The organism is Streptomyces sp. NPDC059906, assembly GCF_042730645.1.
GTDB classification, from domain to species: Bacteria; Actinomycetota; Actinomycetes; order Streptomycetales; family Streptomycetaceae; genus Streptomyces; species Streptomyces rubrogriseus.
The window spans coordinates 58,710-84,428 of record NZ_JBHWKU010000011.1 but is presented as its reverse complement, the minus strand read 5'-3'; the positions used below and the strand labels follow the sequence as shown (position 1 = coordinate 84,428).

Genomic DNA, 25,719 nt, shown 5'->3' with positions numbered 1-25,719 from the left:
TTTCGGGGTGAGAGTGAGAGTGAGTGTGCGCGGGTGGGGGCGGGGGTGGGTCGAGAGTGGGGGCGAGGAGTCAGGGCAGGACCACGGGCCGGAGGGTCCGGGCGACCCAGTCCTCGAAGGTGGTCGGGGTGGCCGTGTCCGGGGTGCGGGTGACGCCCGCGTCGAGGCCGTCGTCCTTGGCCCGCTTCATGTCGACGACGCCGTCCACGAACTCCCGGTCCAGGCCGTGGCCGACGAGGGTGGCGCGCAGGTCGTCGAACGCCTGGCGTTCGTAGCGGACGGGGCGGCCGAGCTGTTCGGTCATGATGCGGGCCAGGTCGTTGGGTGACAGGTCCCGCGGTCCGAGCACCGGGACGCTGCCGGTGCCGGTCCACGACCGGTCGAGCAGGAGGCCGGCGGCCACGGCGGCGATGTCGGCGACGGCCACGAGAGGGGCCTTGCGCTCGGCGTCGACGACGTCGGTGAAGCAGCCGCGCTCCCGGATCGAACCGGCCTCCTCCAGGAGGTTCTCGAAGAACGACGGGTTGGCCAGGGCCCGGTAGGCGACGCCGGTTTCCGCGATGAGGTCGTCCACGGCGAGGGACGCGGTGACGAGCCCCGCCCGGGCCGCGACCGGGGTGCCGCGGCCGAGCGCGGAGACGCCGACGACGTGGCCGACGCGGTGCGCGGCGAGCGCCTTCGCGGCGGGCCGGGTGAAGCCCCGGTAGGCGTCGTCCGGGGCGCGGGAGGCGTCCGGCGGGACGAGCCAGAAGACGGCGTCGGCGCCGTCGAAGGCACGGTCGACGACGGCGGGGTCGCCGTGCGAGCCGGTGACCACCTCGACGCGCTCGCGCACCGGGGCGGCCAGCCGTGCGGGGTCGCGCACGATCACGCGCAGTTCCTCGCCCCGGGCGGGGGCGGACTCCAGGAGCAGGGGCAGCAGCCGGCGCCCGATGTTCCCGGTGGGGGCAGTGATGACGATCATGAAAACCTCGTGGGTCGTTCCGTTCGGGTACGCCCACATCCTGCGGAGCCACGCGGTGTTGCCACAATGGGAACTTCAGCAAGGGATTGTTGCCCGGAACGGAATGACACTGGTGAACAGCACAGACCGGATCGCCCCGGTCATCGACGCCAACCTCGCCGTGGCGCTCGACGCCCTGCTGGCCGAGCAGAGCGTCACCCGCGCCGCCGCCCGCATGGGCACCTCCCCCGCGGCCATGAGCCGCACCCTCGGCCGCCTCCGCCGGCTCCTCCAGGACCCCCTACTGGTCCGGGCGGGGCAGACCATGGTGCCGACCCCGGGGGCGCTGGCCCTGCGGGACGAGGCCGCCACCGTCGTACGCCGGCTCGGCGCGCTGCTGACCCCGGCCACCGGCGTCGACCCGGCCACCCTGCGCCGCACCTTCAGCCTCCAGGCCGCCGACCTGGTCGGCGCGGCCCTCGCCGCCGGTCTGCTGACGCTGGCCGGACAGGAGGCGCCGGGGATCTCGCTGCGGTTTCGGGCCGAGGAACTGGAGGCCGGACCGGCCCTGCGCGACGGCCGGGTGGACCTGGAGGTCGGGGCGATCGACCACGTGGATCCCGAGACGCAGGTCGAGGAACTGGTCACCCTGCGGATGACGGCCGCCGTCCGGCCCGGCCACCCGCTCGCCGAGGGGCCCCTGACCCCGGCGCGGTTCGCCGCCGCCGAGCACGTCGCGGTCAGCCGCCGGGGCCGGTTCGACGGTCCGGTCGACGCCGCCCTCGCCGAGCACGGCCTCAGCCGCCGGGTCGCCGTCGTCCTGCCGGGGCATCTGGCCGCACTCTCCCTCGCCGCCCGCACCGACGTCGTCGCGCTGGTGCCCGCCACGCCGGATGACGACTCCTCACCCGGCCCGCTCACCGAACAGGCCTCGGTCCTCGGACTGCGCCTCCTCGACATCCCGCTGCCCCTGCCGCCGGTGACCATCGGCATGGCCTGGCATCCCCGGCACACGGCCGACGGGGCGCACCACTGGCTGCGCGCCGCGGTCCGCCGGGTGCTGCATGCCGGGCCGTCCGGCGGGCGCGGGTAGCCGGGGGAACGGGCGGGACAGGGTGCCGATCCGTCTTCCCCACCGCCGCACCCGCCGGCCCACCGCGCCGCCTCACCCGTCGCCCGCCCCGCCCGCTCCGCTTGCGGGGCCCGGGCGGCGGCGGAGACTGATACGGACGACGGCACTCCGGAAGGCCTGGACGGATGGGCGAGCACGCGGTGCGTCCCGGCGCCGGGACGCGGCACGGCCGACGCGCCGACGGGATCCGCCCCTCCTCCCTCCTGCCCGGCCCGCCCCGGCACCCGCACCCGCACCCGATTGGCGCGGCCGCTCCTGGGCACACGTGCCGCGGGAACCACGCGGGCCGGGCACCGGGCACGGCCCGGGCGTCGGCGGGACCGCTCTGCCGGGCAGGGCGAAGGGGGTCCCGCACCCCGTGTTCGAGTCGCGCGGCTCCTGGGCGTAGCCACTCCCCGACGAAAGGCAGTCTCATGACGGACACCCCGCCCGCCACCACCACGGACTCCGGCGCACCGGCGGAGAGCGACGAACACTCGCTCACCGCGGGCCCGGCGGGTCCGGTCCTCCTCCAGGACGCCTACCTCATCGAGCAGATGGCGCAGTTCAACCGGGAGCGCATCCCGGAACGCCAGCCGCACGCCAAGGGCAGCGGCGCCTTCGGCCACTTCGAGGTGACGCACGACGTGAGCGCCTACACCAAGGCGGCCGTCTTCCAGCCGGGCACGCGGACCGACCTGGTCGCCCGGTTCTCGACCGTCGCCGGCGAGCGCGGCAGCCCGGACACCTGGCGCGACCCGCGGGGCTTCGCGGTGAAGTTCTACACCAGCCAGGGCAACTACGACATGGTCGGCAACAACACTCCGGTGTTCTTCGTCAAGGACCCGATGAAGTTCCAGCACTTCATCCGGTCGCAGAAGCGCCGGGCGGACAGCAACCTGCGCGACCACGACATGCAGTGGGACTTCTGGACGCTCTCGCCGGAGTCCGCGCACCAGGTCACCTGGCTCATGGGAGACCGCGGCATCCCGCGCAGCTGGCGCCACATGAACGGCTACACCTCCCACACCTACATGTGGATCAACGCCTCGGGTGAGCGCTTCTGGGTGAAGTACCACTTCAAGACGGACCAGGGCATCGAGTACTTCACCCAGCACGAGGCCGACCAGATGGCGGCGGCCGACACCGACTACCACACGCGGGACCTCTTCGAGCACATCCGCGACGGGGACTTCCCGAGCTGGACGCTGCACGTGCAGGTCATGCCGTACGAGGAAGCCGCGGGCTACCGGTTCAACCCGTTCGACCTGACGAAGGTGTGGCCGCACGGCGACTACCCCCTCATCCCGGTCGGCCGCATGACGCTGGACCGGAACCCGACGGACAACCACGCCGAGATCGAGCAGGCGGCCTTCCAGCCCAACAACCTGGTCCCCGGCATCGGACCGAGCCCGGACCGCATGCTGCTGGCCCGGCTCTTCTCCTACGCCGACGCCCACCGCTACCGGATCGGCGCGAACTACCAGCAGCTTCCCGTGAACGCCCCGGTCGTCGACGTCCGCACCTACTCCAAGGACGGCGCGATGGCGTACCGGAAGACCACCGATCCGGTCTACGCGCCGAACTCCAAGGGCGGCCCGGCCGCCGACACCGAGCACTTCGGCACACCGCCCAGCTGGGAGACGGACGGGTCCATCACCCGCACGGCCTACGTCAGCCACGCCGAGGACGACGACTGGGGGCAGCCGGGCACCCTGGTTCGCGAGGTGATGGACGACGCGGCCCGGGACCGGCTGGTCGACAACGTGGTGGGCCACCTCCTCAACGAGGTGACCGAGCCCGTGCTGCAACGGGCCTTCGAGTACTGGTCGAACATCGACAGGACCATCGGCGACCGCATCGCCAAGGAGGTGCGGGCGAAGGCGGGCGAGAAGGACTTCAAGGCCGCCGAGCAGCGCAATCCGGCCCGGGACTCCATGCAGGACAAGGCCTGAGTCCTCCCGCGGTTCTCCGCTCCGGCGGGGCGTGTGCCGTCCGGCGCACGCCCCGTTTTCTCGCGCTGCTACCATCCGGGCGTGCGTTGATCTGCGGTGCGGTGGCCTCGGCCGCCGCGGACGGAGTGACCGCCCTCTCGTCGACCGGACTTCGAGGGCGGCTCGGCATGTCTCCCCGTCAAGCAGTCCGGAGGTCCGCACGTGTCCGCACCGCATCCGATGACCTATGAGGCGTTCCTCGCGCGCGCCACCGCCGACCCCGACGTCGTCGGTCTGGTCCTCAAGGGTTCCCACGCCCACGACGGCATGCCCACCCGGCACTCCGACCACGACGTGTACGTCGTGGTCACCGACGAGGCGCGGACCGGCCTGAGGGGACTCGACGGTTTCCGCTCCGCCAGGCTGGACCTGGTCGTGCTGACGGTGACGGAGTTCGACCGGCTGGGCGACTGGGAGCGCTACGCGATCGCGCGGGCCCGGGTCCTGCTCGACCGGCTCGGCGGGCGCATCGCGAGGATGGTGGCCGCCAAGGGACGGCTCGGCGTCGCCGAGGCCTCGCGGATCGCGGCCGCCCGGCTGGACGCCTACGCCAACTCTCACTACCGGTCGCTCAAGAACGCCCGGGACGGGCATCCGCTCGCCGCGCGGCTCGACGCGGCGGACAGTGTCGGCTTCCTGCTGGAGCTGCTGTTCGCCCTCGACCGTCGTCCGCGCCCCTACAACAAGTACCTGGAGTGGGAACTGGACCGGTTCCCGCTCCCGGGGTGGAACGCGCGCGAACTCCTGGCCACGCTCGGACGGATCACCGGGGCCGGTGGCACGGACGTGCAGCGAGAGCTGTTCGGCAGGGTCGAGGCCGCGGCGCGCGAGGCGGGGCACGCGGCGACGCTGGACGCCTGGGGCGACGACCTCGCGCTGATGCGCCCCGCGGCCCCGCGGCGCGTTCCCTGACGGCCGGCTATGACAGTCCGCTACGACAGTCCGCTATGACACTCCGCTATGACAGTCACTGACATCGCGTGTTACCTTCGATGACAGTGGCTGTCATCGAAGATTCCGGTGCCGCGCTCGACCCCGGACGGACAGTCGCCGCATACCGACATATCTGGAGGAATCTCATGCGTGTTTTCGTCACCGGCGCCTCCGGCTGGATCGGCTCAGCCGTCGTTCCCGAGCTCATCGGGGCCGGACATCAGGTCGTGGGACTCGCCCGTTCGGACGCCTCGGCCGAGGCGCTCACCGCGGCCGGGGCCGGCGTGGTCCGGGGCACCCTGGACGACCTCGACGTCCTGCGGCGGGCCGCCGCCGACTCGGACGGGGTCGTCCACCTGGCCTTCAAGCACGACATCGCGTTCTCGGGCGACTTCAAGGGCGCCGGCGAGGCCGACCGGCGGGCCGTCGAGGTGATCGGCGAGGCGCTCGCCGGGTCCGACCGGCCGTTCACGATCGCGTCCGGGACGCCCGCGATCCCCGGGCACGTGGCGACCGAACACGACGGCCACGACGCGGACCGGGCCGCGGCCGCCCGGGGCGACGGCCAGCATATCCGGGCCGTCACCGCCGAACTGGCCCTCTCCCTCTCGGCCCGCGGTGTCCGCTCCTCCGTGGTGCGGCTGGCGCCGACCAATCACGGCGAGGGGGACAAGGGGTTCGTACCGGCCCTCATCGCGATCGCCCGCGGCAAGGGCGTCTCCGGGTACATCGCCGACGGCACCAACCGCTGGTCGGCCGCGCACCGTCTCGACTCCGCGCGCCTGTTCCGCCTCGCGCTGGAGAAGGCCCCCGCGGGCTCGACGCTGCACGCCGTCGCGGAGGAGGGCCTGCCGGTGCGGGACCTCGCCGAGGTGGTCGGCCGGCAGCTGGGCCTGCCGGTGGTGTCGGTCCCGGCCGCGGACGCGGACGCCCACTTCGGCTGGCTGGCGGGCCCCCTCGCCGCCAACCGCGCGGCCTCCAGCGTCCTGACCCGCGAGCTGCTGGGGTGGGAGCCCGTCCAGCCCGGGCTCGTCGAGGACCTGGAGCAGGGCCACTACTTCAAGTAGCCCGGTCGCCTCACACGGCCCCGCTTGCCGCGAGGAGCCCCGGCCCGGACCTCAGACCAGCTCGGGCTGCGGTTCCGCGGGGCGCGGCGGTTGCGGCTGCCGCGCCGGCACGGCTTTCGCCTCCCACCGCCGGGTGGTCCGCAGGTACCCGAGGACCACGGAGGCCGTCGCGAGGAGCAGCAGCGGCCCGGCGGCCCACGGGTGCTCGGCCATCTCCACCGGCAGGTACCGGTAGGCCGCCAGCAGCACCGCGAACACCGTCGTGCCGTACGCGACCAGCCGGACGGCCGCGCTTTCCCAGCCCCGCGCGGAGGCCCGCATCGCGGCCTCGACCGTGAGCGCGAAGACCACGCCGGCCAGGAGGTCGGTGCCGTAGTGGTAGCCGAAGCCCAGGGTCGCGGTGAGGGTGGCGACCAGCCAGAACGTGCCCGCGAAGCGCATGCCCCGTGAGCCCCTTCGGGAGTGGATGAACAGGGTCGTGGCCCACGCCGTGTGCAGGCTGGGCATGCAGTTGCGCGGGGTGATGTCGTCGAACGGGATCGGGTGCGGCGCACCGGCCGGCGGCAGGGTGCCCGGCCACAGGTTGGCCACCGCCCACTGACCGCCGTCGGCGCCGTAGGCGAAGACCGGTCCGACGACCGGGAAGATCATGTAGACGGCGGGCCCGAGCAGGCCGATGACGAGGAAGGTGCGCACGAGGTGGTGGCTCGGGAACCGTCGCTCGGCCGCCACGTGGCGCAGCTGGTACAGCCCGACGAGGGCGGCGGCCAGGGGCAGCTGGCCGTAGACGAGGTGGAGTACGTGGCCGCCGACCGGCTCGGTGGCCTCGACGAACCGGCCGACCAGCCACGAGGGGTTGCCCAGTGCCTGGTCGGCGGTGGCCACGTACGGGTCGAGCACCGTCTCGCGGGTCTCCGAGGTGATGAGCAGCCAGGTGTCGCCCGTCTTGTGCCCGGCCACAAGGAGCAGGCCCAGCCCGGCGCCTTTGAGCAGCAGGGCCCGTTCGCTGCCCGTGCGGCGCGTCACGGCGACGACCGCGCAGCCGAGGACCACCCACAGCGCGCCGTTGCCGAAGTTCGGGTCGGCGCCGACCGCCCAGCGCACCAGCAGGAAGACAACGTCGATGCCGATCGCCGCGCCGGCCGCGACGAGGCGCTGGCGCCAGGTGAGCACCACCATCGTCAGGGCGAGACCGGCGTACAGCAGGGGCCCGGAGCGCGGGGAGAAGACTACCTCCCGCGCCTGGTTGGTGATCGGGCCCCGCACGCCGTAGTGGCGCGCGACGATCTCCAGCGCGACGAGGAAACCGAGGGTCACCACACCGGCCGCGGTCCACAGCACGGCCCGGGGCCGGCGCCACGCGGCGAACAGGGTGCCGAGGTCTCTTCGCGAGGGTATTCGTGTCGGTGTGGTCTTCACTTGTTGGCCCGTTTGCTAGGGGTCGGACAAATCGGTAGCTCGTACGGATCGTCACGAGCTCGAACATGCTAACGGCACCGCTTCGCCGGCCCCCGGGCCCGCCGTCAGGCCGTGTGCTGGTACGCCGGGTAGGTCAGATAGCCCGCGTCACCGCCCTGGTAGTACGTGGACTCGTCCACCGGTGCCACCGGCAGGCTCGTGCGCAGCCGCTCGACCAGGTCCGGGTTGGCGATGAAGCCGCGGCCGAAGCTGATGAGGTCGGCCCCGAGCCCGAGCCAGTGGTCGGCGTCCTCGCGACCGGCCTGCTTGGGCCCCATCGGCAGCACCGGGTTCATGACGAGCGTGCCCGGCCACACCCGGCGCAGGGCGACCAGCAGGTCCTCGTCGGCGGTGGCCTCGAGGTGGACGTAGGCGATCCCGAGGCGCGACAGCTCGGTCAGCAGCTCGGTGTAGAGGTGGAGCACGTCGGTCTCCTCTACGCCCCAGAACGTGCCCGCCGGGGAGAGGCGGATACCGGTCCGGTCGGCGCCGACGGCCTCGACGGTCGCGGACACGGCCTCGACGGCGAAGCGGATCCGGTGGGCCACCGGGCCGCCGTAGCGGTCGGTGCGCAGGTTCGCGTTCGAGGAGAGGAACTGCGAGATGAGGTAGCCGTTGGCGCCGTGCAGCTCGACGCCGTCGAAGCCGGCGTCGACGGCGCGGCGGGCCGCTTCGGCGTAGGACCGGGCCTGCTCCGGCACTTCGGCACTCTCCAGGGCGCGCGGCATCGGCACGGGCTGCGGGCCGGTCGGCGTGAACACCTCCCCGACAGCCGGGACGGCCGAGGGGCCGACCGGCTGCATGCCCGTCGTGTCGGGGTGCGAGACGCGGCCGCCGTGCATGATCTGGGCGAAGATCCGTCCGCCGTTGGTGTGCACGGCGGCGGTGACCGGGCGCCACGCGGCCACCTGCTCGTCGGTGTGCAGCCCGGGGGTTCCCGGATTGGACTGGCCGACCTCGTTCGGCTGCACTCCCTCGGAGACGATCAGTCCGGCGGTGGCGCGCTGGGCGTAGTACGTGGCCATCGACGGCGTGGCCAGGCCGCCCCCGGCGGCACGCACCCGCGACATCGGGGCCATGACCGTCCGGTTGGGCAGCGTCAGGCCGCCGAGCCGGTAACTGTCGAAGAGGGACGTCATGTCAGGACTCCTTGGTCGTCCGCGGGCCCGGAACTCGGGCACGACGGCTACGCTAGAACCTGACACTGACGTCAGAGGCAAGTAAGTGTGCCGCGGATCACAGCAGGGAGCAGGTCATGCGGATCGGGGAAGTGGCGTCGCGGGCCGGGGTCAGCGTCCGGTCGGTGCGCTACTACGAGGACCAGGGGCTGCTGGCGAGCACGCGCAGCGCCGGGGGCCAGCGCCAGTACACGGAGCACGAGGTCGAGCGGGTCAGGTTCCTCCAGCGGCTGTACGCCGCGGGCCTGTCCAGCCGGACCATCGCCGAACTGCTGCCCTGCGTGGACGCGCCCAGCGAGGCCCATTCCGACGCGGCGCTGGAGCGCATGGCGCAGGAGCGGGACCGGCTGAGCGAGCACATCGCCGACCTCATCCGCACCAGGGACGCGCTCAATGGCCTGATGACGGCGGCCCGTGAGTACCGGGACGCCCAGTTTGCCTAATCATGTTAGGCAAGCTCATAATCTTGCCGGTTGCCGGGTGAGCGATGCGGAGGACGGGTGTGGCTCGGGTAGGGCTGACGACCGAGGGCCTGATCAGGGCCGGGGCCGAGACGGCCGACGAGATCGGCTTCGAGCGCACCACGCCGACGGAGTTGGCCCGGCGGTTCGGCGTCCGCACGGCGAGCCTGTACTCGCATGTGAAAAACGCCCACGAGCTCAAGACCGGGATCGCGCTGTTCGCCCTGGAGGAGCTGGCCGACCTGGCCTCCGAGGCGGTGGCCGGGCGGGCCGGCAAGGACGCGCTGACCGCGTTCGCGAACGTCTACCGCGACTACGCCCGTGAACACCCGGGCCGCTTCGCCGCCACGCAGTTCCCGCTCGACGCCCGGGCGGCGGCCTCCAGTGCCGGGGGGCGGCACTCCCAGATGTCACGGGCGATCCTGCGCGGATACCGCCTGGCGGAACCGCACCAGACCCATGCCGTGCGGCTGTTGGGCAGCGTCTTCAGCGGCTTCGTCGGGCTGGAGGCCTCGGGAGGCTTCAGCCACAGCGCCCCCGACTCGCAGGAGAGCTGGACGGAGATCCTCGACGCGCTGGACGTCCTGCTGCGGACCTGGCCGACCACGTCCTGACCCGGCGCCGGGCACGTGCGGTGTCCCCCTTCGCGTCAGGACCGCGCGGCGGTCAGGGAGAGTGCGTACAGCGCCGTCGAGGTGAAGTCGTCCGCCGGTTCCACCGTCTGCCAGGCCCGCACGTCGTCGACGTAGCCGGCGCCGTGACCGTCGTACCGCGACCACGGCCCGCCCTCCGGGGCGAAGGAACAGGGACGGCTCCCCTCGAAGGCGTCCTGCTCCTTCAGCAGGTCCGCGTCGTTGGGCCCGTTGACGACGGTGCCGCGCAGGATGTCGCCGCGGCCGGTGCGGCTCATGGCCAGGTTGGCGACCTGGTTGACGCGGATGGCCGCCGGCGCCTCGCCGCCGTTTCCGGAGCACGCGGTGAGGCAGCAGGCCGCCAGGACGGAAGCGGTCACGGCCGACACGGAGCGGGCCGACGGCGAGAAGAAGTGGTTCATGGCGGACAGTCTGGACGACGGCACCACCGCGGCGCGGGCCGAGGTGCCGACCGGGGGGGCGGGGCGGGGAAGTGGACGTTTGCGCGGGATAGGCTCTGATCCGCCAGCCCACCCGGACCGCCACAGGAGGAGTCGGCCATGGGCCAGAAGGACCCGCAGGAGGCACCGGCCGCCCAGGACACGGCCGAGCGGCTCCGGGCGATCGGCGACGAGTTGTCGGACCGCTTCTACGAACGGGCCGACGTCGTACGGACGCTGCTGGTGACGCTGCTGGCCGGCCGGCACTCGCTGATCCTCGGCCCGCCGGGAACCGCCAAGTCCGAGCTGGCCAGGGAACTCACGGGCCGGATCGTGGGGGCGTCCTACTGGGAGATCCTGCTCTCCAAGTTCACCGCACCGACGAGGATGTTCGGGCCCGTCGACGTCGCCGCGCTGGCACGCGGGGAGTACCGCCAGGTCTACGAAGGGCGCGCCACCACCGCACACGTCGCGTTCATCGACGAGATCTTCAAGTGCTCCACGGCGGCGCTGAACGAGACGCTGGGCTACCTCAACGAGCGGATCTACCACCCCGAGAGCGGCGGTGAGCCCGTCCGCTGCCCCCTCATCGGCGCCATCACGGCGAGCAACGAGCTGCCCGACGGCGAGGACTCGGCCGCGATCTACGACCGGCTCCTGGTGCGGATCGAGGTCACGTACCTGGAGGATCCCTCGAACTTCGCCGCTCTGGTCCGCTCCGCCGTCAGCCGCCCGGCCACGCCGAAGCGGACCACCGTGGACCTGGCCGCGCTGCGGCACGCCGTGGCCGAGGCCGTCCCCGCCGTGGAGGTGCCCGACGGGATCGTGGACGCCGTGTGCACGCTGCGGGCCGCCCTGCGCCGCAAGGAGCTGATCGCCTCCGACCGCCGCTGGCGGCAGGCGGTGGGCCTGCTCCAGGCGTCCGCGTACCTCGACGGACGTCCCACGGTCGCGGAGAGCGATCTGTCGGTGCTGACCCACGTGCTGTGGAACTCCCCCGCCGAACGCCCGACGGTCGAGCGCGAAGTACTGCACCTGGTCAATCCGGACGCCAAGGAGGCGCTCGACCTCGCCGACACCATCGAGGAGCTGGAGACCCAGCTCGACGCCATGGCCGGGCAGTCCCGCGAGGCCCTGAGCGAGTGGGTCATCAAGAAGGCCCACAACCAGCTGGCCATGGCGGGCAAGCGACTGGAGCGACTGCGCGCGGAGGCGGTGGGCGCGGGCCGCTCCACCACCGCCATCGACCGGGTCACCGGCCGCCAGCGCGCCGTCCGGGCCCGGGTGCTCACCGAGGCCCTCGGGGTGGACGCGAGCACGGTCCAGGCCCAGCTCTGAGCACCGCGGCGGACGGCACCATGGACGAGGACACGGGCACGGGCACGGGCACGGGCACAGGCACAGAAGCGGACGCGGACACGGACGCGCGCGGGGGCGGAACGGCGAGCCGGCTCGACGTGCTGGCGGACCGCGCCGGGACCTGGCTGGCCCGGTCGGGCGCCGCCCCCGCGCGGCACACCGGGGCCGTGGCCGCGGACCGTTTCGACCGCATGGCCTGGCGCGACACCTACGAGCAGTCGCCCGCGCTGCGCGAGCTGGCGGGTGACCTGGGCGAGCACCACGCGCACACGGCCGATCTGCTCACCGACGTCTTCCTGGCCGCCTACAAGACCGCCCCTCGCCTGCGCGAGCCGGCCGAGCTGGAACCCTCCCGGCTGGTCAACCACCGCCTCGTCGCCGCGCTGCTGGAGTCACCGGACTTCGCCGAGCTGCACCGGGAGACGGTCGGCGACCCGTACGCCGCGGCCATGGCCGTGCTCGCCCAGGGCAGCGCGCTGCGCCGGATGCTGGAGGACTCCCGGCCCGCCCGGGACCGGGACGAGCGGGCGGAGCGGGCCCGGCGGGAGGCCGAGGACGCGGCGGACGCCGTCGCCGAGGCGCTCCGGCAGGCCGCCGACGAGGCAGGCGAGGACGGCACCGTGCCGAAACCGGCGGCCGACGCCGTACGGCGGGCGGTCCAGGAGGCGGACGCCGCCAGGCGGCGGGCCGCTTCCGACGCGGCCCGGTCGCTCGCCGCGGCGGTTCCCGGCGTCCGTGCCGCCGCGCGCGGTGCGGTGGCGAAGTCGGCGGCGGCCGCGCGGGCGGAGACCGCGCTCATGCGGGCCTGGGGTGTCGGTTCCGGCGAGCTGGAGCGGATGGCGTTCGACGAGCGCGCCCGGCTGGCCGAGCGGCTGCGCACCGGACGGCTGGCCGAGTGGGCCGAACTGATCGGCCGTTTCCGGCAGATGGCCGAGGGCGAGCGCGCACGCAAGGTGGAGAACGCCACCGGGGAGCTGATCGGGGTCACGCTCGGCGACGACCTCTCCCGGGTCCTCCCGTCCGAGCTGGCGAATCTCGGACTGCCGGAACTGCGCGCGGTGTTCGCCGCACGCTACGCCGCCGGGGAGCTGATGCTCTACGACAGCCAGGGGGAACAGGCCACCGGCCGGGGTGCCGTCATCGCCTGCGTGGACACCTCGCACTCCATGTACGAGGCGGGGCCCGGCGGCATCACCCGGGAGGCCTGGGCGAAGGCGTGCGCGCTGGCCCTGCTGGACCAGGCCCGTCACGCGGGGCGGGACTTCGTCGGCATCGTGTTCTCCGCCGCCGACCGGCTCCGGGTCTTCCGCTTCCCGGCCGACCGGCCCGCGGGTCTCGCCCGTACCCTCGACTTCGCGGAGACCTTCCTCGGCGGCGGCACCAGTTACGAGCGGCCTCTGTCGGCGGCGGGCGAACTGCTCGCGGCGGAGTTCGACGACGCCGCCCGCACGCGCGGCGACATCGTGATGCTCACCGACGACGACTGCGGTGTCACCGAGGCGTGGATGCGGGGCTGGAACGAGGCCAAGCGCCGGCTGGGCTTCCGGGTCTTCGGCGTGGGCGTCGGCTCGCCGCGCGTCGCGGCGGCCGGCTCGGTCCTCGAGGCCCTGTGCGACAACCTCCGTTCCGTCGAGGACTTCACCGACGTGCACGCCGCCGCCGACCTGTTCCGCGTCATCTGAGCGGGCCTCACGGCATGCGGGCCTCGCGGCAGGCGTGCCTCACGGCTTGCGGGCCACCGCCCCGTACATCGCGATGTCCTCGTCCCGGATGCCCTGCTCGCCGGTGCCGTCCGGATGCCACTGGTGGACCTGGACGATGCCCGGTGCGACCAGTTCCAGCCCCTCGAAGAACTCGTGCGCCTCGTCGATGGTCCGCAGCCGCATCGGCATGTCGCGCGCCGCGTACTCGCGCGCGACCCGGCCCACCTCCTCGGGGGCGAACTCGGCGGTGCCGATGGTCATGGCCAGGTAGCTTCCCGCGGGCAGGGGCTCCAGAAGGCGGCGGACGATGCCGACCGCGTCGTCCTCGTCCAGGACGAAGTGGACGATCGCGATCACGGTGAGCGCGACGGGCCTGCCCAGGTCCAGTGTCCTGCGGAACTCGTCGGATTCGAGGACGGCTTCGGGACGCTGGAAGTCCGCCTCGATGTACGTCGTCCGGCCCTCGGGCGTACTGGACAGCAGCCCCTGGGACAGGGTGAGGACGATGGGGTCGTTGTCCACGTAGACCACGCGCGACTCGGGGGCCACCGACTGCGCTATCTCGTGCAGGTTGGGCGAGGTGGGGATGCCGGTGCCGATGTCGAGGAACTGGCGGATCCCCGCCTCCTCGGCCAGCCATCGCACCGCTCGGTTCATCCAGTCCCGGTTGGCGCGCATGTGCACGGGCAGGGCGGGCCATTCCCCGGCCATCGCGTCACCCGCCTCCCGGTCGGCGGGGTAGTAGTCCTTGCCTCCCAGGATGTAGTCGTAGATCCGCGCCGAGTGCGCGTGCTCGGTGTCGATCCGGTCGGCCGGCCATCCGCTGTCGGACATCGTTCGCCTTTCTCCGTGGGGTGGTGCGGTACGGGTGGAAGTCCTCACAGCTCCTTGCGCAGCGCGCCGAGGAGTTCCTCGGTGCCTCGGGCCGGCACCGCCTGGGCGCCCAGGCGGTCCAGGGCCTCGCGGTAGACCACCACGTCGTCGCCCTTGTCCAGGTAGACGGCGCCCACGAGGCCGCCGAGGTAGACGATGTCGGGAAGTTCGGGGGCCCGGAACCGGAAGAGGTCGAACGCGCCGGCCCGCATGGCGGGGTGCGGGCCCGCGGCGAACGGCATGATCTGGAGCGTCACGTGGGGCAGTCTGCCCACCTCGATCAGCTGGTCCACCTGCTGCCGCATCACCTCGGCGCCTCCGACCGGCCAGCGCAGGACCGTTTCGTCCATCACGACCCACAGGCGGGGCGGAGAGGGGCGGGTGAGGATCTCCTGGCGCCGCATGCGCAGGGCCACCCGCCGCTCGGTGTCGGCCGGGGAGGCGTGCGGGTTGCCGGCGCTCAGCAGGGCCCGCGCGTAGGCCGGGGTCTGCAGCAGGCCGTGCACGAACCCGGCCTCGTAGGCGCGGATGTGCAGGGCCGCCTGCTCCAGGCTCAGGTACGCCGCGAACCAGTCCGGCATGACGTCGCGGTAGGTGTGCCACCAGCCGCGCTTGTTCGCCTCCCGCGCCGATTTCAGGAAGGTGTCGATCTCCTGCTGGTCGCGGACACCGTAGATCTGGAGCAGCTTCTCGACGTCCGGGAGGCGCAGCCGGGCCACCTTGGCCGCCTCGAGCCGGCGGATCGTGGAGTGGCTCACCCCGATCGCCTCGCCGGCCTGCTCGAAGGTGAGACCGGCGCGGGTGCGCAGCTCCTCCAGCTGCCGGCCGAGGATCATCCGCAGCACGGAGGGAGCTCCGCCCCAGTCGGTCTCCGCGGTCACACCGTCTCCCCTTCGCCGTCCCGCGCCCGGGCCCGGACACGCCAGTCTGTCACGGGCTCAGCCCCGCCGCAGGAGCATGCATCCAGTCAGCTGCAAATTTCAACTTGCCGGTTGCGCAGTGTTGTTGACGGATGACACAGTGGCTCCACCGCCCCCTGCGATTCCCGACCCCTCACCCGGACCGTCCTGCTGGAGACCTGACACCCACCCATGGGGCGATCTCGCATGACAACGTTCTCCTGCCGTCCGTAGCGGCCAAAGGACCACCCCCCATGGACCTGCAGCACACCCGTGACCCACGTCCGTCCGCAGCCACCGTCCGTGACCGCCCGTGCTCGTCCGGCGCCGCCGCCCGCCCGCCCCGCCGACGGCGTCCGGGCCCTGCCCCGCTCAGCCTCCCCGCCGGTCTCCGCGCCGACCTGGGGCACGACGCCGTGGGCACCTCGGCGTCCCACGGCGAACACATCCTGGCCCGTCTCCCCCGTGCGGGCTGCGTGTTCGCCGACGAGGGGCGCTGGTGGTGGATCGTGCCCTCCGGATCCGACATCGGGATCGCGTGGCCGTCCGGCACCCACTACGTCGTCGGCGACCCGTCCTGGACCCGGCCGCGGCCGGGCGGCGGCCGCCCGGCCGGCCCGCGCCTGGTCCACGGCCCCGACGGCGACTCGCCCTACACCGCGCCCCTCCCGCTGTACTTCCTCGTCTGCGGGCTCGTCTCAGTGGCGCCGCGCTGGTCCCTGGCGCCCTGAGCGGGTCCACACCGCGGTCCGGCGCGAGGTCCCTACTCGGGCCCTTGACGGGCTCGGGGCCCTCGTTGATGAACGGGTCGCCATCCGAACCATCGCTGCCCCTGGAAGGTGAACAGGGTGCCGTCGATGGCCCACTTGTCGTCCGGCAGGGCCAGCTCGCTCTCGGCCGTGTAGCCGCCGTCCCGGACGATCTCGGGCGCCCACACCTCGCGGGCGGGCGCCGGCGCGGCCGTGGACGCGGCCTGGCGTACTGCGATGCCGCCCCCGGTGGACTGCACCGAGACGTAGGTAGCAGGAGGGCGACGAGGGCACCGGTCAGGGGCGGCATGTCCCTCCGCTTCCACGGGCCGGGATGTACATCGATGGAAGGTGGCAGCGGCTCCAGGATCGTAATTGACGGCGGACATGTCAATGAGCGGACCGCAACACCCCCGGCACGCACGGCATCCGGCGGGCGCCGCCTTCCCCCCGCTTCACCTTCCGAACCTGGAGCGCCTTCTTCCGATTGATCTCGTTCAACTAGTTGACATGCACAGGGAAGGACTACAACGCTGCAAGTCCCCCCACACCAAGGAGGACCGTGTGCTTTCCCCACGCAAGCTGACGGCATCCCTGGCCGTCGCGGCGTCGATCGGCGCCGTGGCCGTCGTCGTCGGGCCGGCCGAACCGGCGTCGGCGGTGCCGGACACCATCCCGCTCACCCTGAAGAACGACTCGGGCAGCGCCGAACAGGTCTACGTCTACGTGATCGGCACCGAACTCGCCTCGGGGCAGCAGGGGTACGCCGACGAGAGCGGCGCCTTCCACGCCTGGCCGGCCGGTGGCGCCCCGCCCGTCCCGGCGCCCGACGCCTCGTTCGCCGGCCCCGCAAACGGCGGGTCAAAGACCGTTCAGCTTCCGAAGTTCTCCGGCCGGGTCTACTTCTCGTACGGCAAGAAGCTCGACTTCCGGCTCGCCGACGGCGGTCTCGTGCAGCCCGCCGTCCAGAACGCCGACGACCCCAACCACGACACTCTGTTCAACTGGACCGAGTACACGCTCAACGACTCCGGGCTGTGGATCAACTCGACCCAGGTGGACATGTTCTCGGCCCCCTACTCCGTCGGTCTCACCGCGGGCGACGGCTCCACTAAGCAGACCGGTTCGCTGAAGCCCGGCGGGTACAAGGCGGTCGCCGACGGGCTCGCCCAGCAGGGCGGCGGCTGGGAAGGGCTGGTCCAGACCCGTGACGACGGCTCGCCGCTGCGGGTCCTGGCCCCCGGACACGGCGTCGGCTCCGGCGACCTGCCCGCCGGCGTGCTGGACGACTACATCGATCGCGTCTGGAGCAAGTACGCCTCCGAGACGCTGACGGTGACGCCGTTCAAGGAGCAGCCGGACACGAAGTTCTTCGGCAGGGTGAACGGCGACAGGATGGACTTCACCGACGGCAGCGGCGCGGTGGTGACCTCCTTCGAGAAGCCGGACTCCGACTCGGTCTTCGGCTGCTACAACAAGCTCGACGCCCCCAACGACCAAGTGCGCGGCCCCATCTCGCGGACCCTGTGCGCCGCGTACAACCGCTCCACGCTGCTCACCAACTCCGAGCAGCCCGACGCCGACGCCTCCGGCTTCTACCGGGACGACGTGACCAACCACTACGCCCGACTCGTGCACGCGCAGATGCGGGACGGCCAGGCGTACGCCTTCGCCTTCGACGACGTCGGCAACCACGAGTCGCTGGTGCACGACGGCGACCCCAAGGACGCGGCGATCACGCTGGAGTCCTTCGACTGACCGGGCCGGCCCCATCCGCGCCCGAACCGACGCACCACCTTCCCCCCACCCCCGCGCCCGCTGCCGCCCCGTGGGAGCGGGCCCACGAAAGGGAGAGACATGGCCTCCCCACGACTGCTCCGCAGTTGCCTGCTCGCCACCCTGTCCGCCACGCTCGTCGCCGCCGCCGCGGTGAGCCCCGCCCAGGCGGAACGCGGCCCGGAGACCGCCGCGGCGGTGACGTTCTCCGACACCTTCGACGGACCCGCCGGATCGGGCGTCGACACCTCCAAGTGGCAGCTGGAGACCGGCGACAACGTCAGCAACCACGAGCGGCAGTACTACACGCCCGGCACCGACAACGCGAAGCTCGACGGCCAGGGCAACCTGGTCATCGAGGCCCGCCGCGAGAACCCGGGCAACTACCAGTGCTGGTACGGCACGTGCGAGTACACCTCCGCGCGGCTGAACACCTCCGGCAGGTTCACCGCGACCTACGGTCACGTCGAGGCCCGGATGAAGATCCCGCGCGGACAGGGCATCTGGCCCGCCTTCTGGATGCTCGGCCAGGACATCGGCGAGGTCGGCTGGCCCGACTCGGGCGAGATCGACGTCATGGAGAACGTCGGCTTCGAGCCGTCCACGGTCCACGGCACCATCCACGGCCCCGGCTACTCCGGCTCGGGCGGCATCGGCGCGGCCTACACGCTGCCGAACGGCGAGGCGTTCGCCGACGCCTTCCACACCTTCGCCGTGGACTGGGCCCCGGACCGGATCACCTGGTCGGTCGACGGCAACGTCTACCAGACCCGTACACCGGCCGACCTGGGCGGCGACGCGTGGGTCTTCGACAAGCCGTTCTTCCTCATCCTGAACCTCGCGGTCGGCGGCTACTGGCCCGGTGACCCCGACGGCTCGACCAGCTTCCCGCAGCAACTGGTTGTCGACGAGGTGAAGGTGACCACCAGCGACGGCTGACGGCCCCGGGCCCGGCGTACCCGGAACCCGCCGCGGACCGCGGTCTCCCCCAGGCCGCGGTCCGCGGGCGGCCCCCCTCAGGGGGACGTCGTCCGGGCGATGTCCGCGGCCGGGGCGTCCTCGTCCGGGGCCGCCGGGGGCGGGAAGACCAGATCCTCGAGCGCGTCCGCGGCGAAGAGGAAGGCCATCATCACGACTGGTAGAAGCAGCGCGAGCAGAATCACAGGACCTCCCGGTGGGTCGGTCTGTGGGCTTCGTGGCCCGGCTTCAAGGATGGGCCCGAATGGCCGAACCCGCACGGCGGGAGCCGACGGAGCCGCCAGGTCGCGGGCAGCACCCCGGGTGATCCTCTGGCCAGTCGTTCACGCATATGCAGAACGAATGTGCGGCACTACCTCTGCCCACGGCATGCCGTTGAGTACGTATGGAACCTCCCATCGAGATCAACCACAGCGCCGTCGGAGACTGGACCATCGTGGAGATCCGCGGAGAGGTGGACGTGTACACCGTGCCCACGATCAAGCAGTACATGATCGAGCGACTCGCGGACGGTCACCGTCGGTTCGTCGTCGACCTGCGCGCGGTGGCGTTCATCGACTCCATGGGCCTGGGCGTGCTGGTCGGCGCCCTCAAACGGGTCCAGTCGGTGCACGGCGAGCTGAAGCTCGTCATCACGGACGCCAACACCAAGCAGCTCTTCGCCCTGACCGGCCTGCGGCACGTCTTCCCGATCTACGACTCGGTGTACCAGGCGCGCCGCACGTCCTAGGTACCGACCGCCTGCCTCGATCCGGCCGGCCGGACCGGCCGGGTCGCCCGGTCCAGCTCGATGAGGACCGAGTGGTACGCGCGGCCGGTCGCGCGGTCCATGCCGATCTCGCACATGCGGTTGGCGGACAGGTGGGCGTCGTAGGCGCGCGAGGTCACCTCCGCGGCCTCCTTCGCCGTCGCCGACGCCGTCAGCTCCTTGTGCAGCATGCCCCGGTCCCCGGCGAAGGCGCAGCACCCGGCGTCGTCGGGGACGACGACCTCGTCGGCGACCGCCTCGGCGACCGCGCGGAGCTGGTCGACGTCGTTCAGGTGCTGCATCGAGCAGGTCGGGTGCAGTACGGCCGAACCGGTCGTACGGAGGATCGTCAGCCGCGGCAGGAGCTCCTCGGCGGCCCACACGACGGAGTCGATCACCTGCAGGCGCCCGTGCAGTTCCCGGTTGGCGTGGGTGAGGTGGGGGACGACCTCGTGCTGGATGCCGAGCGTGCAGGAGGAGGCGTCGACGACGAGCGGGAGCCGTCCGCCGTCGGTCCAGGCCCAGGCGGCCTCGACGACGCGGTTGGCCATCACGGTGTTGCCGTCCGCGTAGCCCTTGGAGTGCCAGATCGTCGAGCAGCAGGTGCCCGCCACGTCGTCCGGGATCCACACCGGCCGGCCGGCGCGGGCCGAGACGTCGACCACGGCCTGCTGGAGCGACGGGATGCCGTCGCCGTCCGGGCCGCCGAAGATCCGGTTGACGCAGGCCGGGTAGTAGACGGCGCTCGCGCCCGCCCTGGAGGTGGGCGGCGCGGTGCGGGCGGCGGCGCCCGGGATCTCCGGCAGCCACTCGGGCACCAGATCGGGGCGCAGGGCCTTGCGGGCCAGGCCGGTGGCGGCCTCCAGCAGCCGGTCGCCGATCTTCTCGGCCGCGCCGACCGCGAGACGGGCGGACGCCTCGACGGTCGTGAACCGCTTGGCGGTGAGTGCGGCTATCCGCTCCTCGCGCGGCGAGTGCCTGCGGTGGCGGAAGTCCTTCATCAGGGCGCCGGTGTCGATGCCGACCGGGCAGGCGATCGCGCAGGTGGAGTCGCCCGCGCAGGTGTCGACGGCGTCGTAGCCGTAGGAGGCGAGGAGTTGTTCCTCCACCGGCGAGCCGTCCGGCTGCCGCAGCATCTCCCGGCGCAGCACGATGCGTTGGCGCGGGGTCGTCGTCAGGTCGTGGCTCGGGCAGGTGGGTTCGCAGAAGCCGCACTCGATGCAGGGGTCGGCGAGCGGCTCGATGCCGGGGATCGTCTTCAGTCCGCGCAGATGGGCCCTCGGGTCCCGGTCGAGGACGACCCGGGGGGCCAGCACGCCCTCGGGGTCGATCAGCCGCTTGAGCCGCCACATCAACTCGGTGGCCCGGGGCCCCCATTCCAGCTCCAGGAAGGGCGCGATGTTGCGTCCGGTGGCGTGCTCCGCCTTCAGCGACCCGTCGAAACGCTCCACGGTCATCCGGCAGAAGTCGTCCATGAACGCGGCGTACCGGTCGACGTCGGAGGGCTTCGAGGCGTCGAAGGCGAGCAGGAAGTGCAGGTTGCCGTGGGCGGCGTGACCGGCGACGGCGGCGTCGAAGCCGTGCTCCGCCTGGAGGCCGAGCAGGTCCTCGCAGGCGTCGGCCAGCCGGGACGGCGGGACCGCGAAGTCCTCCGTGATCAGGGTGGTGCCCGCCGGGCGGGAGCCGCCGACCGCCGTGACGAAGGCCTTGCGGGCCTTCCAGTAGCCGGAGATCGCCTTGGCGTCGCGGGTGAACGCGTTGGTCACCGAGGCGACCGGCGCGACCAGTTCGAGGCGTTCCACGACCCGGGCCGCCGCCCGTTCGAAGGCCGCCTGCCCCGCTTCGTCGGGCGCCCGGAACTCCACCAGCAGCGCCGCCGTCTCCCGCGGCAGGCCGGCCCAGTCGGCCGGTACCCCCCGCACGCTCACCGAGGCGCGCAGTGTGTTGCCGTCCATCAGCTCGACGGCGAGCGCCCCGGCCTCGTTGAACAGGGGTACGGCCGCCGCGGCGGCGGTCAGCGAGGGGAAGAAGAGCAGGCCGCTGGAGACCTGGCGGTCCAGCGGCAGGGTGTCGAAGACGACGTCGGAGATGAAGCCGAAGGTGCCCTCGGAGCCGACCATGAGTCCGCGCAGGATCTCGACCGGTGTGGCGCCGTCCAGGAAGGCGTCCAGCCGGTAGCCGTTGGTGTTCTTGATCTCGTACTTGGCCCGGATGCGGGCGGTGAGGGCCTCGTCCGCCTCGATCTCCGCCTTGAGGGCCAGCAGCCCCGCGCACAGCTCCGGCTCGGTCCGCGCCAGCGTCTCGTCCGCGTGCGGGTCGGCGGTGTCGACGACGGTGCCGCTCGGCAGCACGAAGGTCAGTGAGGCGAGAGTGCGGTACGAGTTGCGGGTGGTGCCCGCGGTCATTCCGGAGGCGTTGTTGGCGACCACCCCGCCGACGGTGCAGGCGATGGCGCTGGCCGGGTCGGGCCCGAGGATCCTGCCGTACCGGGCCAGGGTCGCGTTGGCCCGCACGACCGTGGTGCCGGGCCGGATGCGGGCCCGCGCGCCGTCGTCCAGGACCTCGATGCCCGTGAAGTGCCGCCGCACGTCGACCAGGATGTCCTCGCCCTGGGCCTGGCCGTTGAGGCTGGTGCCGGCGGCCCGGAAGACGGCCTGGCGACCGTGGTCGCGCGCGTACGCCAGCACCGCGGCCACGTCCTCGATGTTCTCGGGAAGTACGACGACCTGCGGCACGAACCGGTAGGGGCTCGCGTCGGACGCGTACTTCACCAGGTCGGAGACCTTCCACAGGACCTTGCCGGGGCCCAGCAGAGCGGTCAGGCCGGCCCGCAGCGGCTCGGGGGTACCCGTGGCCCCGGCGTCGGGCACCCGGTCGGCGGAGGCGGCACGGTGCGTGCCGGGACGGAGGGTTTCCGGCTTGGGCTCCAGCAGGGGCATGACGTTCGACTCCCACACGATCTCGGTCGGTGCTGATCAGCGTACGACTGGGGTGCCCGCCGGCCCCGGCGGGACCGGCGAGCGCCGAAGGATCACCCGGCCAGGTCCGGGTCCAGGTCCGGGTCCGGGCCCGGGCCCGGGCCCGGCAGCAGGGCCACCACGTCGATCTCCACGAGGATGTCCATCAGGTCGGACCCGACCGTGGTGCGCACCGGGCAGGGTTCCTCGAAGAACTCGCGGTAGGCCGCGTCGTACGCGGCGAAGTCCCGCCTCAGGTGCTGCAGGTGCGCCGTGACCTTCACGACGTCCCGCGGGGACAGGCCCCGCGCGGCCAGGACCGCGCCGACGTTGCGCAGCACCTGCGCGGTCTGCGCTCCGACGCCCTCCGGTACGGCGCCGGTGACCGGGTCCTGGGGGCCGAAACCGGCCGTGAACAGGAACCCGCCCGCCGCCACACCCTGGGAGTAGGCACCCGCGGGACGGGGCGCCCCGTCCGTGCGCACCGCCTGCTTGCCGTTCGGCTCGCTCATCCGGTCAGGTCACCGTCCCGCTCGTTGACGCCCGCGTAGTGGCGGAGCCTGTCCTCGTCCACGCTCACGCCCAGACCCGGTCCCGAGGGCACCCGCAGCCGGCCGTTCTCCAGGTGCAGCGGCTCGATGATGTCGTCCGCGTGCAGGTAGTACATGCTGTCGATGGCCCGCGACAGGACGGGTGTGCTCGACACGACGGCCAGGTGCGCGGCCGTGGCGATGCCGAGTTCGCCGCCGCTGTGCAGGTTCATGCCCAGGCCGAAGGTCTCGCAGTGCGCGGCGAGCGCCTTCGTCGCGGCGATGCCGCCCCACTTGTAGACGTCACCGTGGATGACGTCGACCGCGTTCAGGCGCATGGCCGGGGCGAAGTCCTCGAAGCGGACGACGCACATGTTGGTGCACAGCGGAATGCGTACCTTGGCCTTCACCTGGGCCATGCCCTCGATGCCGACGCAGGGGTCCTCCAGGTACTCCAGGTCGAGTTCCTCCAGGGCGATACCGGCCCGCACCGAGTCGGGGACCGACCAGGCCGCGTTCGGGTCGACCCGCAGGTTCACACCGGGCAGCGCCTCACGGACCGCGCGCAGGATGGCGACGTCGCCCGCGCAGTCCTTGGTGCCCTTGAGCTTGACGGCGTCGAAACCGCCCTCCTCGACGACCCGCACCGCGTGCTCGGCCATGGCCTTCGGCAGCTCGGCCGGGGTCGCGCCCGGCGCGTCGGCGCGGGTGATCAGCGCGGTGATCGGGACCTCGTCGCGGACGGCGCCGCCCAGCAGGTCGGTGACGGACTGGCCGGTGGCCTTGCCCATCGCGTCCCAGCAGGCGACGTCGACGGCGGCGATCGCCGCGTAGCCGAGGTAGCCGTAGAAGAAGGGCACCATGTGCTGCTTGCGGTGGAAGCCCTCCAGTGCGAACGGGCTGGTCCCGATCAGGTCCGGCACCATCCGGCGCACGATCGCGGCGACCGGCGCGCCCCACATCGTCTCGCCCCAGCCCTCGACGCCCGCGTCGGTGCGCACCCGCACGACGGTGCGGGTCTCCCCGGTCTTGGTCTCGAAGGAACTGGTGAAGGGGTTGACGAGTGGGAGGTTGACGACCCACACGTCGACGTCGGTGATCTTCATTTCTTCTCCTCGCATCATCGGGGTCACCGGCTCGCCGCGTCGAAGGCCCGGATCGCGCGGGCCAGTCCCCGGGCCCGGTCGTCCAGGAGCAGGCCGCCCCGGTCGGCGTCGGCGCCGGAGGCGTCGTCGGTGGAGCCGTCGACCCGCTCCCACTCGCCGTGCCGCTCGACGGTCAGGCCGGGGTGGGGCGGGTGGTCGAACAGTGGGGGCGGTTCGACGGGGGTACGGGCCGGCACGGGGGTGCGCACCAGGCCGGGGTGGGCGGCGAGCATGAGGGACGTCTCGAACCAGCCGGCGTGCCCCGGGGTGACGTCCGGCCGCCCGGCCCCGTCCTCGCCGGCGGTGAGGGTCCAGTAGGAGCAGGCGGCGACCGTGACCCGGGCGCGCAGCGCGAAGCGCTTCACGGCGAGCCGCATGATCTCGTCGTTGCCACCGTGGCCGTTGACGACCATGATCCGGTGGTAGCCGCTGGTCACGAGCGAGTCGAGGACGTCGTCGAGGACGGCGCCCAGGGTCGCCGCGGAGAGCGAGACGGCAGCCGCGAACAGGTGGTGCGGACTGTGCCCGAAGGGCAGCGCGGGCAGCCTCACGATCTCCGGCACGGGGAGTTCGGGGGACTCGGGAGAATCGCAGGCCTCGCGGTCCAGGAGGTCCAGTGCCCGGTCCACCACCTCCTCGACCAGGAGGGTGTCGGTCCCCATCGGCAGGTGGCCGGCGTGCTGCTCCTGGGACCCGATGGGCAGCAGGGCGATGCCCCGCTCGCCGGCCCGGCGCACCTGTCGCCAGGTGAGTTCGGTCAGTCTCGATTGGCTCACGGTGCTACCTCTCCGAAACGGGGCCATGGCAGAGTCGGCGCATGGTCCACGAAAGTTCTCCGTTGCGACTGGTCCCCGAGACCGCGCGGCAACCGGCCGCTCCCGCGGCACCGCGCCGGCTGGGAGCCGTCGAGCTGGTGCCCGGACGGGTCACGGCGGCCGTGCTGTCCATGGGCGGCCGGGTGCTCGACCGCACCGAGGCGTCGTACGACGCGGCCACCGCGACCCCCGCGGACATCTACGGGGCGCTGGCCGGGGTGGCCGGTGTCTTCGCCGCCCACGAGGTCCAGGGGATCGGCGTGGCCGCCGCGGGGCTGGTGGACCCCGGCACCGGACTGATCCTGGAGGTCAACGACGTGCCGGCGCTGCACGGCTTTCCGGTGACGGAGCGGCTGGGCGCCCTCACCGGCGTCGGGGTCCGGGTGGAGCACCGGGCGCGGCTCCAGGTGCTCGGCGACCGCTGGTTCGGCGCGGGCCGGGGGCGGCGCACCTTCGCCTCGGTCTCGACCGGCGAGGTGCTCGGGGTGGGTGTCCTCTACGACGGTGAGGTGATGGCTCCGCCCGGCGGGCGCAGCGGCGCGCACATGACCGTCTCGGCCAGCGGCGAGCGCTGCACCTGCGGGAACCGGGGCTGCTGGAAGACGCTGGCCACGACCGGGTGGCTGCGGACTCGGGCGCGGGCCGCGGGGCTCGGGGCGGCGGTGTCGCTGGCCGAGCTGGTCGGCAGCGGGGACCCGGCCGCCGGGCGGGTGGTGGAGGAGTACGCGCACAACCTCGCCCTGGGGCTGGTGAACGTGCAGCAGCTCTTCGCGCCGGGCCTGTTCATCCTGCACGGTGAGGCCCGCGAGGGCGGTGAGCGCTTGCGCACCGTGGTGGAGGAGCGGCTGCGGGACGCGGTCGCCTTCGCGGGGGCCGAGCAGCCGCGGGTGCTGGTCGGCACCGCCGCGGTCGACGACGTGGCGCTGCTCGGCGGGGCGGGTCTGGTGCTGTCGCACCTCTAGCGTGGGGC

23 protein-coding genes and 2 pseudogenes are annotated in these 25,719 nt (G+C 72.6%); 13 read left to right on the top strand and 12 right to left on the bottom strand.

Translation table 11 applies throughout. The features are described 5' to 3' along the window. Positions 1-70: 70 nt before the first annotated feature. Positions 71-964 carry an NAD(P)H-binding protein gene (locus tag ACFV9J_RS18790; protein ID WP_385355698.1) on the bottom strand — a complete coding sequence of 298 codons (894 nt, stop codon included), beginning with the start codon at positions 962-964 and terminating at the stop codon, positions 71-73. A gap of 103 nt (positions 965-1,067) precedes the next feature. On the opposite strand from ACFV9J_RS18790, the gene ACFV9J_RS18785 reads away from it, so the two are divergent. The 4 genes from ACFV9J_RS18785 to ACFV9J_RS18770 all read left to right on the top strand — a co-directional run bounded on the left by ACFV9J_RS18785 (position 1,068) and on the right by ACFV9J_RS18770 (position 6,048). Then, entirely contained in the window at positions 1,068-2,036 is a 969-nt protein-coding gene (locus ACFV9J_RS18785; protein WP_385355695.1) for a LysR substrate-binding domain-containing protein, read from the top strand. A gap of 452 nt (positions 2,037-2,488) precedes the next feature. Next, a complete protein-coding gene (locus ACFV9J_RS18780; RefSeq protein WP_385355692.1) occupies positions 2,489-4,009 on the top strand; it encodes a catalase in 1,521 nt (506 codons plus the stop codon). Between the two features lie 201 nt (positions 4,010-4,210). Then, complete coding sequence (locus tag ACFV9J_RS18775) at positions 4,211-4,960, top strand: hypothetical protein (protein WP_385355689.1); 750 nt, start codon at positions 4,211-4,213, stop codon at positions 4,958-4,960. 167 nt (positions 4,961-5,127) lie between these two features. After that, positions 5,128-6,048, top strand: a complete 921-nt coding sequence (locus ACFV9J_RS18770) for an SDR family oxidoreductase (protein ID WP_385355687.1) — start codon at positions 5,128-5,130, stop codon at positions 6,046-6,048. 51 nt (positions 6,049-6,099) lie between these two features. Here the strand turns inward: ACFV9J_RS18770 and ACFV9J_RS18765 are convergent, their stop codons facing one another. Both ACFV9J_RS18765 and ACFV9J_RS18760 read right to left on the bottom strand, forming a co-directional pair. Then, positions 6,100-7,467 (bottom strand): phosphatase PAP2 family protein, encoded by a 1,368-nt coding sequence (locus ACFV9J_RS18765; protein ID WP_385355685.1) that lies wholly within the window; start codon positions 7,465-7,467, stop codon positions 6,100-6,102. 104 nt (positions 7,468-7,571) lie between these two features. Further along, on the bottom strand, positions 7,572-8,645 hold the full coding sequence (locus tag ACFV9J_RS18760) for an alkene reductase (RefSeq protein WP_385355682.1): 1,074 nt from the start codon (positions 8,643-8,645) through the stop codon (positions 7,572-7,574). A gap of 116 nt (positions 8,646-8,761) precedes the next feature. On the opposite strand from ACFV9J_RS18760, the gene ACFV9J_RS18755 reads away from it, so the two are divergent. Both ACFV9J_RS18755 and ACFV9J_RS18750 read left to right on the top strand, forming a co-directional pair. After that, positions 8,762-9,127, top strand: coding sequence for a MerR family transcriptional regulator (locus tag ACFV9J_RS18755; RefSeq protein WP_385355680.1), 366 nt, complete (start codon positions 8,762-8,764; stop codon positions 9,125-9,127). Between the two features lie 59 nt (positions 9,128-9,186). Then, a complete protein-coding gene (locus ACFV9J_RS18750) occupies positions 9,187-9,759 on the top strand; it encodes a TetR/AcrR family transcriptional regulator (RefSeq protein ID WP_385355677.1) in 573 nt (190 codons plus the stop codon). A 35-nt stretch (positions 9,760-9,794) separates the two neighbouring features. Here ACFV9J_RS18750 and ACFV9J_RS18745 read toward each other — a convergent pair whose 3' ends face one another. After that, positions 9,795-10,199, bottom strand: coding sequence for a hypothetical protein (locus tag ACFV9J_RS18745; RefSeq protein WP_385355675.1), 405 nt, complete (start codon positions 10,197-10,199; stop codon positions 9,795-9,797). Positions 10,200-10,337: 138 nt separating this feature from the next. On the opposite strand from ACFV9J_RS18745, the gene ACFV9J_RS18740 reads away from it, so the two are divergent. Both ACFV9J_RS18740 and ACFV9J_RS18735 read left to right on the top strand, forming a co-directional pair. Beyond that, positions 10,338-11,555 (top strand): AAA family ATPase, encoded by a 1,218-nt coding sequence (locus ACFV9J_RS18740; protein ID WP_385355673.1) that lies wholly within the window; start codon positions 10,338-10,340, stop codon positions 11,553-11,555. A 20-nt stretch (positions 11,556-11,575) separates the two neighbouring features. Then, positions 11,576-13,258 carry a vWA domain-containing protein gene (locus tag ACFV9J_RS18735; protein ID WP_385355670.1) on the top strand — a complete coding sequence of 561 codons (1,683 nt, stop codon included), beginning with the start codon at positions 11,576-11,578 and terminating at the stop codon, positions 13,256-13,258. A 39-nt stretch (positions 13,259-13,297) separates the two neighbouring features. On the opposite strand, the gene ACFV9J_RS18730 is transcribed toward ACFV9J_RS18735, so the two are convergent. Together ACFV9J_RS18730 and ACFV9J_RS18725 are read right to left on the bottom strand one after the other, a co-directional pair. Then, entirely contained in the window at positions 13,298-14,113 is an 816-nt protein-coding gene (locus ACFV9J_RS18730; protein WP_385355668.1) for an SAM-dependent methyltransferase, read from the bottom strand. Between the two features lie 44 nt (positions 14,114-14,157). Then, positions 14,158-15,033: a helix-turn-helix domain-containing protein gene (locus tag ACFV9J_RS18725; RefSeq protein WP_385355666.1), complete on the bottom strand. Its 876-nt coding sequence runs from the start codon at positions 15,031-15,033 to the stop codon at positions 14,158-14,160. Positions 15,034-15,305: 272 nt separating this feature from the next. Here ACFV9J_RS18725 and ACFV9J_RS18720 point away from each other — a divergent pair, with 272 nt between their 5' ends. Then, on the top strand, positions 15,306-15,782 hold the full coding sequence (locus tag ACFV9J_RS18720) for a hypothetical protein (protein ID WP_385355664.1): 477 nt from the start codon (positions 15,306-15,308) through the stop codon (positions 15,780-15,782). Positions 15,783-15,862: 80 nt separating this feature from the next. Here the strand turns inward: ACFV9J_RS18720 and ACFV9J_RS18715 are convergent. Beyond that, positions 15,863-16,189: pseudogene (locus ACFV9J_RS18715) on the bottom strand (hydrolase); the annotation flags it as partial. Between the two features lie 175 nt (positions 16,190-16,364). On the opposite strand from ACFV9J_RS18715, the gene ACFV9J_RS18710 reads away from it, so the two are divergent. Further along, positions 16,365-17,558, top strand: coding sequence for a glycoside hydrolase family 64 protein (locus tag ACFV9J_RS18710; protein ID WP_385355662.1), 1,194 nt, complete (start codon positions 16,365-16,367; stop codon positions 17,556-17,558). Positions 17,559-17,657: 99 nt separating this feature from the next. Further along, positions 17,658-18,509 (top strand): annotated as a pseudogene (locus ACFV9J_RS18705) (family 16 glycosylhydrolase); the annotation flags it as partial. Positions 18,510-18,592: 83 nt separating this feature from the next. Here ACFV9J_RS18705 and ACFV9J_RS18700 read toward each other — a convergent pair. Continuing rightward, positions 18,593-18,739, bottom strand: coding sequence for a hypothetical protein (locus ACFV9J_RS18700; RefSeq protein WP_385355659.1), 147 nt, complete (start codon positions 18,737-18,739; stop codon positions 18,593-18,595). Between the two features lie 200 nt (positions 18,740-18,939). On the opposite strand from ACFV9J_RS18700, the gene ACFV9J_RS18695 reads away from it, so the two are divergent. Next, positions 18,940-19,284 carry an STAS domain-containing protein gene (locus ACFV9J_RS18695; protein WP_361009065.1) on the top strand — a complete coding sequence of 115 codons (345 nt, stop codon included), beginning with the start codon at positions 18,940-18,942 and terminating at the stop codon, positions 19,282-19,284. Here the strand turns inward: ACFV9J_RS18695 and ACFV9J_RS18690 are convergent. From ACFV9J_RS18690 to ACFV9J_RS18675, 4 genes are all read right to left on the bottom strand, one after another. Further along, positions 19,281-22,241, bottom strand: coding sequence for an FAD-binding and (Fe-S)-binding domain-containing protein (locus ACFV9J_RS18690; protein WP_385355656.1), 2,961 nt, complete (start codon positions 22,239-22,241; stop codon positions 19,281-19,283). The two genes, ACFV9J_RS18695 and ACFV9J_RS18690, sit on opposite strands and share 4 nt — an antisense overlap. Before the next feature lie 92 nt (positions 22,242-22,333). Continuing rightward, complete coding sequence (locus tag ACFV9J_RS18685) at positions 22,334-22,771, bottom strand: RidA family protein (protein WP_385355654.1); 438 nt, start codon at positions 22,769-22,771, stop codon at positions 22,334-22,336. Then, positions 22,768-23,895 carry a mandelate racemase/muconate lactonizing enzyme family protein gene (locus ACFV9J_RS18680; RefSeq protein WP_385355651.1) on the bottom strand — a complete coding sequence of 376 codons (1,128 nt, stop codon included), beginning with the start codon at positions 23,893-23,895 and terminating at the stop codon, positions 22,768-22,770. Before ACFV9J_RS18680 ends, ACFV9J_RS18685 begins: the two co-directional genes overlap by 4 nt. A 23-nt stretch (positions 23,896-23,918) precedes the next feature. Continuing rightward, positions 23,919-24,710, bottom strand: a complete 792-nt coding sequence (locus ACFV9J_RS18675) for a creatininase family protein (protein WP_385355648.1) — start codon at positions 24,708-24,710, stop codon at positions 23,919-23,921. A gap of 41 nt (positions 24,711-24,751) precedes the next feature. Between ACFV9J_RS18675 and ACFV9J_RS18670 the strand changes: the two genes are divergently transcribed. After that, the gene (locus ACFV9J_RS18670; RefSeq protein ID WP_385355645.1) at positions 24,752-25,711 is read left to right on the top strand and encodes an ROK family protein; all 960 of its coding nucleotides are present in this window, start codon (positions 24,752-24,754) and stop codon (positions 25,709-25,711) included. Positions 25,712-25,719 lie beyond the last annotated feature (8 nt).

Bases quoted from the DNA above. Each gene is read 5' to 3' on its own strand.
- ACFV9J_RS18790 (WP_385355698.1), bottom strand. From the start codon at position 964: ATGATCGTCATCACTGCCCCCACCGGGAACATCGGGCGCCGGCTGCTG.
- ACFV9J_RS18785 (WP_385355695.1), top strand. From the start codon at position 1,068: ATGACACTGGTGAACAGCACAGACCGGATCGCCCCGGTCATCGACGCC.
- ACFV9J_RS18780 (WP_385355692.1), top strand. From the start codon at position 2,489: ATGACGGACACCCCGCCCGCCACCACCACGGACTCCGGCGCACCGGCG.
- ACFV9J_RS18770 (WP_385355687.1), top strand. From the start codon at position 5,128: ATGCGTGTTTTCGTCACCGGCGCCTCCGGCTGGATCGGCTCAGCCGTC.
- ACFV9J_RS18760 (WP_385355682.1), bottom strand. From the start codon at position 8,645: ATGACGTCCCTCTTCGACAGTTACCGGCTCGGCGGCCTGACGCTGCCC.
- ACFV9J_RS18755 (WP_385355680.1), top strand. From the start codon at position 8,762: ATGCGGATCGGGGAAGTGGCGTCGCGGGCCGGGGTCAGCGTCCGGTCG.
- ACFV9J_RS18745 (WP_385355675.1), bottom strand. From the start codon at position 10,199: ATGAACCACTTCTTCTCGCCGTCGGCCCGCTCCGTGTCGGCCGTGACC.
- ACFV9J_RS18740 (WP_385355673.1), top strand. From the start codon at position 10,338: ATGGGCCAGAAGGACCCGCAGGAGGCACCGGCCGCCCAGGACACGGCC.
- ACFV9J_RS18735 (WP_385355670.1), top strand. From the start codon at position 11,576: ATGGACGAGGACACGGGCACGGGCACGGGCACGGGCACAGGCACAGAA.
- ACFV9J_RS18730 (WP_385355668.1), bottom strand. From the start codon at position 14,113: ATGTCCGACAGCGGATGGCCGGCCGACCGGATCGACACCGAGCACGCG.
- ACFV9J_RS18720 (WP_385355664.1), top strand. From the start codon at position 15,306: ATGGACCTGCAGCACACCCGTGACCCACGTCCGTCCGCAGCCACCGTC.
- ACFV9J_RS18695 (WP_361009065.1), top strand. From the start codon at position 18,940: ATGGAACCTCCCATCGAGATCAACCACAGCGCCGTCGGAGACTGGACC.
- ACFV9J_RS18690 (WP_385355656.1), bottom strand. From the start codon at position 22,241: ATGCCCCTGCTGGAGCCCAAGCCGGAAACCCTCCGTCCCGGCACGCAC.
- ACFV9J_RS18685 (WP_385355654.1), bottom strand. From the start codon at position 22,771: ATGAGCGAGCCGAACGGCAAGCAGGCGGTGCGCACGGACGGGGCGCCC.
- ACFV9J_RS18680 (WP_385355651.1), bottom strand. From the start codon at position 23,895: ATGAAGATCACCGACGTCGACGTGTGGGTCGTCAACCTCCCACTCGTC.
- ACFV9J_RS18670 (WP_385355645.1), top strand. From the start codon at position 24,752: ATGGTCCACGAAAGTTCTCCGTTGCGACTGGTCCCCGAGACCGCGCGG.